7 protein-coding genes are annotated in these 7,147 nt (G+C 49.5%); all 7 read right to left on the reverse strand.

Features of this window, described 5'->3' with window-relative positions:
- Nucleotides 1–323: 323 nt before the first annotated feature.
- A complete protein-coding gene (locus tag Q0668_RS23640; RefSeq protein WP_298869011.1) occupies nt 324–1,541 on the reverse strand; it encodes a cation:proton antiporter in 1,218 nt (405 codons plus the stop codon).
- A gap of 99 nt (nt 1,542–1,640) precedes the next feature.
- Entirely contained in the window at nt 1,641–2,033 is a 393-nt protein-coding gene (locus tag Q0668_RS23645) for a potassium channel family protein (RefSeq protein ID WP_298869012.1), read from the reverse strand.
- Between the two features lie 346 nt (nt 2,034–2,379).
- Nucleotides 2,380–3,690: a H(+)/Cl(-) exchange transporter ClcA gene (gene clcA, locus Q0668_RS23650; protein WP_298869013.1), complete on the reverse strand. Its 1,311-nt coding sequence runs from the start codon at nt 3,688–3,690 to the stop codon at nt 2,380–2,382.
- Nucleotides 3,691–3,827: 137 nt separating this feature from the next.
- Entirely contained in the window at nt 3,828–4,121 is a 294-nt protein-coding gene (locus tag Q0668_RS23655) for a hypothetical protein (protein ID WP_298869014.1), read from the reverse strand.
- A gap of 141 nt (nt 4,122–4,262) precedes the next feature.
- Entirely contained in the window at nt 4,263–5,618 is a 1,356-nt protein-coding gene (locus Q0668_RS23660; RefSeq protein WP_298869015.1) for a DUF1501 domain-containing protein, read from the reverse strand.
- A gap of 238 nt (nt 5,619–5,856) precedes the next feature.
- Complete coding sequence (locus tag Q0668_RS23665) at nt 5,857–6,624, reverse strand: aldolase/citrate lyase family protein (protein ID WP_298869016.1); 768 nt, start codon at nt 6,622–6,624, stop codon at nt 5,857–5,859.
- Nucleotides 6,625–6,725: 101 nt separating this feature from the next.
- Nucleotides 6,726–7,034 (reverse strand): hypothetical protein, encoded by a 309-nt coding sequence (locus tag Q0668_RS23670; RefSeq protein ID WP_298869017.1) that lies wholly within the window; start codon nt 7,032–7,034, stop codon nt 6,726–6,728.
- Nucleotides 7,035–7,147 lie beyond the last annotated feature (113 nt).

A 7,147-nucleotide genomic window follows, 5' to 3' on the forward strand; every position in this document is an offset into this window, starting at 1 on the left:
GATTCGAGCCTGGATCGATTCCTGGCTCAACCCAAATGGGAAATATCGGTTTAAAGATCGACGCTAAACCCGATCTGGCAAAATCCAAAGTCAACCGCGCCATGCACACTACCAATACTCGCTCCAAAGAAATGATGAGCGAACTGAAAGAAGTACTCGATAAACAACCGTAAACAGAACACTCGCTCTCAGAATTGAATTCGAGCATCTATTCAGTAAGCGCATTGAATCACTCGCGAACGGTCATCAGAACAAATCAGATTGCGCCGACGAAAATATCTTGATTCGCTCTACAGACAAAGACGCGACTTGCTCTATGGCGATTACGTTACTCCATTTCGATCGCGGACGCGTTGGCTGTATATTTTTGAGAGCGGGTTGGCGGTAATTCCGTGCAGGATGATGCTTAACACCACAGTCCAGGTCACGGCGGCAATCAGGGTTGCATTTTCCGGAAGGTTCTTGTCAACCACGATCACAATAAACACGATACTTGCGAGACCACGAGGGCCAAACCAGCCGATGAACAGTTTCGTATCAGTTTGCAGTTTCGTGCTTATGACACACAGGAATACGGGCAACATGCGTACGACTGTCAAACTGAGTAATGCGTAAACGATCACCTGCCACGAGAGGTGTTCCATCTGTGGCCCGACTGCAACAGCACCGAAGGTAAACCAAGTGAGTAATGAGAGTGTATCGCCGGTCCCTTCTGCACTCCGCAAAACTTCTTTTTTGTGTTCATGAGTCAGCCCGCCAAAAATCAATCCTCCCACGAACGACGCAATAAAACCGCTACCTCCCAGCCATTGGGCGGTTGCAAAACACATTAGCGCCAGTGCAATAATGGGAACCTGCATCCAGGTACCGGCCAACCATTTGTGTTGAAAACAAAACTTTAGTAATTGACTACCCAAAACAGCAAAGATGATGCCGACAAGTGCGCCGACACCGATGGCTTTGAGCGGAAATTGAATAATCATACTCAGCGTTCCATTGCCGCTTACGTGTTCTGTTGCCAGTGTCAGGAAGATCAACAACACGGGAACACAGATGCCATCATTCAATCCACTTTCTACGTTGAGGGGTTCGCGAATCGAATCGGGAACGGCTTCATTCGTCACAACCGCTTTCCCTAAAGCAGCGTCCGTTGGTGCCAGCATTGTGGCAAGTAGTGCAATCGCAATCAGACTCATCCCATCGAACAGGATGTAACCTACACCGAATCCCAGCGCAATGGTCAGCGGCAGACCTATCAGCAGCAGGCGAATTGGTAACTGCTCGACACGGTGGAGGACCTTCAAATTGGCATTGGCAGAATCGCTGAAGAGAACTACGGCCAGCGTTAGTTCGGCCAGCGTTTTGAGACCTTCACCTTCTAAATTGAGAGAAACAATGTTCAGCACTGTCGGCCCACAGATCAATCCACAAATCACATAAATCAGTGCGCCGTTAATGGGCGTGCGTTCGAGTCGGGAGGCAACCAGACTGTAAAGAAAGGCAAATGCAGCGATGACCGCCAGGACCTGATATTCGGACATGAAGTTGTCTTAAGTGAATAGGAAATTGATAGATTGGATCTGACTTGTCAGAGGGGACGCGCGGTCGCATTGTAGCGAATGAATCATTCTCTAATATAACTATTGAAAGGGTCTAGACGACGATTCTGGCAGTATTTCTTTGTTGTTCAGATAATGATGATGTTTCGCTGTATCAGTGAGGGCACGGTTGGCGATAGCGATTGAGATGCCAACAAAGAGTACCCCTATAATTCCGATGCAAACACTTACGAATTTCCCTATGGATGTCTCAGGAGTGATATCACCATAACCGACAGATAACCCGGTAATTAATGTAAAGTAAATCGCATCTCCAAAACTGATCCCCTCATACCTCCAGATCAACACGCTACCCAGAAGCAAAATCAGCAGCAATGTCACAATGACCTCTTGAATGTAACGAGCGTAACGAATCCATGCTTTGAGAAATTCGGTAAAAAGAGGGAGGCGTTTTGCCAAATATTGCTTGATCATTAGTCTTGTCTCACATATCGAAATGTTACGTCTGCGGCTCGAATACATCAAATTCAGTCTCTCAACGACGATCTCATCGTTGTTAAAAATACGGACAGTGATCAGAAATAGCAATTCCAATCGACACGTTGCACGATGCAATGGAAAATATCCAACCGTCATCCGCCAGATCAATTGGCACCAATCAGCTAATGTGCGTTTTTGAGTTCAGATTCCATCTTTATTCAAGTTTGGTAATGCCTGCTTCAGGCGTGAAACGCCCTCCTTTGTAATTTTCGAGTCGTTCCACGAGAGAGAAGTCAAGTTCGTGACTCCTTGTCCAAGGAGTCAATCGTACCAAAAATGTTTAAGAGTCGTGCTGGCTCTGCTCCAGCGTTCTCTCGAGGAGCAGATCGTAAACCGGTCGGCTGCCCAATGACTGAGCGACGATGCTGGCGGTCATGCAGGTGACGATCAATGCCGGCAGAAGTTCGAAGCTGGCTGTCATTTCCGCTACCAGTACAATGCCCGTCAGCGGTGCCCGCACGGTTGCGGCGAACAAGGCCCCCATCGCGGCGATTGCAAAACTGCCGGCATGCACATTCACGTGCGGAAACATTTCTTGCGCGACGTTGCCGAAACTCATACCGATGATCGCACCCAGTGCCAGCATCGGCGCAAAGATACCGCCGGGAACACCCATTGAGTAACTTAATAAAGTCATGATCCACCGAACAACAAACAGTGCCAGTAGAACACTCAGCACGGGAGACTTCGAGAACAGTTCTGTGGCCAAACTCTCACCACCGCCAACAAAATCGGGTGCCACCATCACCAGTGCCCCCGCAACAGCGCCGACCGAGCAAGCGACGATTAGCATCGAACGTCGACTTAACTGATCAGAGACGTGCAGGCATCTTAGTAATCCGGAATTGAATCCGGCCCCCAAAAAACCAATCAAAGCTCCTAACACCAGATTAAAGGGTAAGAAGTAAAGAATTTCTTTCGGAGGGGGTAGGTTCGGCAGCCAGGCCTGCAGTTGGACCGGTAATTGTGGCATCGACCCAAAGACCTGGTCACTCACGATATTGGCAGTGACACTCGCAATAATTACCGCGTGTAAAGAAGCAAAACTGTATTTGAATCGGTGACGCATTTCTTCGATCATAAAGATAATCGCACCCAATGGCGCGCTAAACGCAACACTGAGTCCCGCAGTCGCGCCTGCGGCAAGGAGTGTATTCATGGTATCGGTACTGGCCTTCGTTCTCTCACCGACGATCTTTCCGATGCAGCCGCCTAAGTGAATCGTTGGACCTTCTCGACCCAAAACAAGACCCGCACCCATTGACAGCACACCGCCAATAAACTTGATGGGGAACACGTATCGCCAACGAACGGGCCTGAGGCCTCCCATCGCACCTTCAATTTCCTGGATGCCACTTCCCGCAGCTTCCGGCGCAAAGCGACGCACGAGCAAAACTGAGGCGCCGACCATCACTGCTCCCAACAGCGCAGCGACCAAGATGATCAGTGTCCCATCACCGGAGAACAGCACGGGGATTTCCGAATAAAGATCAAAGGTTACATTTACACAATAATGAAATGCCGACCCCATGACACCTACGCCAAGCCCAATCACCAGTGCCAGAAAATAGATCCACAGATCCTTCCGCAAATCGAATCTCTGACTTTGCCCGTCTTCTTCCATACCAGTATCCCTCTTTGGAGATTGATTATTCTATGTGCATCCTGTTGCACGGTTTAGGAATGATATAAATGACAGGCAGGCATGATACCTTTTATTGCATCCCTTTAATATATCCATTCTATGGGAATTGCACGTCCGACGACGATATAGCCCACCGAAAGCGAGTAGCAAATGGAGGCACCGGCGGTGATACCCCAGAAAGGGTGTTTCAATAAGGTGCCGACAACCGCAATCAATAAACCGGTGATAATCCCCAGTCTAAACGCCTCGCTTATGGAGTCGAATGATAGATGAATATCAACCGCGCTGAAATAGAGATGACACATCGCAATGACGAATAGACTGACGAAGCACAGGACAAAAGGCATAGCGAATCTCATCGTCCGTTGTTTTGTCATATGATCCAAGCCCTCCTGTGTGCGTCAGTAGCCTCTAGCGAGAAAGCAAGTCAGGCAGAATAAACGGCGGCAAGCTAAAATTGTTTGACGATCAATCGTCTCGACGTCTGATATTTATTCTGAACCCAAAGACGGGCAATACTAGATCAACTCTTTAATCGGCTGGGCCTGATCGACCAGATACATGGGACGTCCGGAAAGGTCGTCAACCGTTGCGGTATTCACGTCGATTCCCAGATTGTGATACAGCGTGGCAAAAACCTCGTCGTAACCGACCGGACGATCCTTGACATGTTCGGCGAAACGGTTCGTTGAACCAATGACCTGCCCGGTGCGCATTCCGCCCCCGGCCAGCATGGCACAAGAAACCTTTGGCCAATGATCGCGACCGACGGCTGGACTGATCCGAGGCGTTCGGCCGAACTCTCCCCACACAACCACGGAAACGTCTTTGTCCATCCCGCGGTTTTCCAAGTCTTCCATCAACGCGGTTAACCCTTGGTCGAGCATCGGAAAATGTTCTTCTTCATGCTCGAAGATGGTACCGTGCGGCTTGCCATGCCAATCCCAACGACCGTAAGCCAGCGTTACGCAACGTACGCCGACTTCGACTAGACGTCGCGCCATGAGAAAATAATCGTTCAACAAAGGCCCTGCGTCACCATAACCGGCGGGTTTGGTCGAACCGCGGCCATAACGATCTCGCAATTTCGGATCTTCTTTTGACAAATCCAAAGCCTGTGCCAACTTGCTCGACGTCAGAATGCCAAACGCTTGTTTGGTGTAAGCGTCGATTCCCTGCATATCATCGACCACTTCGGCACGTCGCCGCATATTATCGAGTGAAGCCAACAGCGCTTTGCGATCATCCAATCGCTCTGCATTGACCCCGTTGAGGATCATGTCTGCTTTTCCTTCCGCGCTCGGCTTGAAAGCGGAATGAGCCATTCCCAGAAAACCAGGCTGCCCCGGGTCCGCCCAGGGAGCATTACGCATTCTTGGTGACAAACCGATAAAGGGAGGCACCACCGGGTTGGTCGATTCGTGCAGCTTAGACAATGTCGACCCTAGTGAAGGCCAACCCCCTTGCGGCTGCTGACGGAACAATCTGCCTGTCATACATTGGAATGAAGCATGTCGATTATCGGAACCAGCCATCGAACGAATAAACGCAAACTTGTCGGCCACCTTCGCCAGCTGCGGCATCAATTCGCAAATTTCGATACCGGGAACATTGGTGGCGATCGGCTCGCGCGGGCCACGAATTTCGGCGGGTGCTTCCGGCTTGAGATCAAACCAGTCCTGGTGCGGCGGACCACCCGATAGAAAAATCATGATGACCGACTTTTGAGAGTCCTTCTTGCCGGAAAGATCCTGCGCCTGCAGAATTTGTGGTAACGACAAACCCCCCATGGCCAGAGAACCGATCCGCAAAAAATTGCGGCGGGAAACCCCGTCGCAGAAGCGGTGTTTTTTGCCACTCTCAATGGTCAACATAAGGCAAGCTTTCTGGATGCACGTCGTTCCGAGAAAATGTGATCTCAACTACTCTTAATTCAAGCTGTCATGATAAAGGGGGTTATCGGAAAGATCAACACATTTTGATGAGTGAATTGAGAGGGTAATGGTCCCATTGGGGGAGGAATCGCCCCGTTTGCAGCAAAAGCAAATCGGTCTATTCACTTTATATGAAAGGACTTGCGGCGATTCGACCATGACAATTTTGTGCGAGTACTTATCCTTTACGCAGTTCGCCGAAGGCACGTTCCATCGCGTGTTGCAGCATTAAACCATCGTTGGCATACACGACCAGCCGGGCGCCTTGACGAATTGTCCGGACTGCCTGCTTTGTTGTACCGAACCAGCATCCGGCTGCGACATGATGTTTTTCGGCTGTGTCGATCACCTTTTGAATAGCGGCGATTAATTCCGGGCTGTCATATTCGCGGGGGATGCCCATGTTGGTCGTTAAATCGCCGGGCCCGACGAAGACGGCATGGACGCCGGGAATCGAACAAATCTTTTCCAGATTCTCAATGCCGGGCACCGATTCGATCATCGGGATAAACAGCGTGTTTTCGTTTCGTTTTTCGATGTAGTCCTCGGTCTTTTTATTGGCCCACTTGCCGGTTTCTAAAACGCGATTCAGTACGATGCCTTTCAGGGGTCGATAAACGGCGGCTGCCGCCAGTTGTTTCGCCTGTTCGTATTCCTCCACATAAGGCACTACCACCCCATCAAAGGTATCACAGACCCGCGCCACATCCGCGGGATCACGACTGTGCGTACGTGCCAGACAGGCGATGCCCTTCGACGCCAACGCATATTTCAAAGGCAGGAACTCCGCCAGATCCAGCGTCGTGTGTTCGGGGGTCACGATCACAAAATCGAGCGAGTTAGGAGGAATCGATTCCACCATCGCCGGCACCACCGCATGCTGGAACAACGAACCATACACGGTTTCGCCTTTGATGAGTTTGTCCTTAATTTGTTTAACCAGCATAGCCGCCTCGCAATGTTAGTGGGAATAATAATAGCATTTCGTAAAAATTGATCTTCTCTATCATGCCGACACCGAACGAAGATGTAAAGAAAAAGCGGCGACTATGAGGGTTCATAAGCTCGAAACACCTTATCGTCTTTTTCTTTAATCCAAATATCAAGTATTTTTTTTAACTCAAGATCATCCAAAGGCCTGGTTGTTCCTGACTGACGATAGTTGATTATCCAGCTGCCATTCACCTCAGTAAGGTAAATACCAGCCTCCCAACCTCGAATATCTGTATACGATTCTGCTGGTAATTGGCCAACTAAAACGCGGATGATTTCTGATTTTTGAGAGGCATCAAGCTTTCTCAAAAAGACATCGGCACCACTCGCTTTTAGATATTCAATAATCTCAGCTTGATTCATTTTTTTCACATAATTTCTAAAACAGCATCGGCAACATCTAAGGCAGGAAACCCTGTTTTCTTAACCCGCATTTCCCAGATGACTTCCCTCGCTTTGGCACGTAATTTGCGCCA

The sequence above is a fragment of the uncultured Gimesia sp. genome, assembly GCF_937910335.1.
Lineage (GTDB): Bacteria > Planctomycetota > Planctomycetia > Planctomycetales > Planctomycetaceae > Gimesia.

Excerpts from the sequence above, each read along its gene's own strand:
- Q0668_RS23640 (WP_298869011.1), bottom strand. The coding sequence starts at position 1,541 with ATGTCCGAATATCAGGTCCTGGCGGTCATCGCTGCATTTGCCTTTCTT.
- Q0668_RS23670 (WP_298869017.1), bottom strand. The coding sequence starts at position 7,034 with ATGAATCAAGCTGAGATTATTGAATATCTAAAAGCGAGTGGTGCCGAT.
- Q0668_RS23660 (WP_298869015.1), bottom strand. The coding sequence starts at position 5,618 with ATGTTGACCATTGAGAGTGGCAAAAAACACCGCTTCTGCGACGGGGTT.
- Q0668_RS23645 (WP_298869012.1), bottom strand. The coding sequence starts at position 2,033 with ATGATCAAGCAATATTTGGCAAAACGCCTCCCTCTTTTTACCGAATTT.
- Q0668_RS23665 (WP_298869016.1), bottom strand. The coding sequence starts at position 6,624 with ATGCTGGTTAAACAAATTAAGGACAAACTCATCAAAGGCGAAACCGTG.
- Q0668_RS23655 (WP_298869014.1), bottom strand. The coding sequence starts at position 4,121 with ATGACAAAACAACGGACGATGAGATTCGCTATGCCTTTTGTCCTGTGC.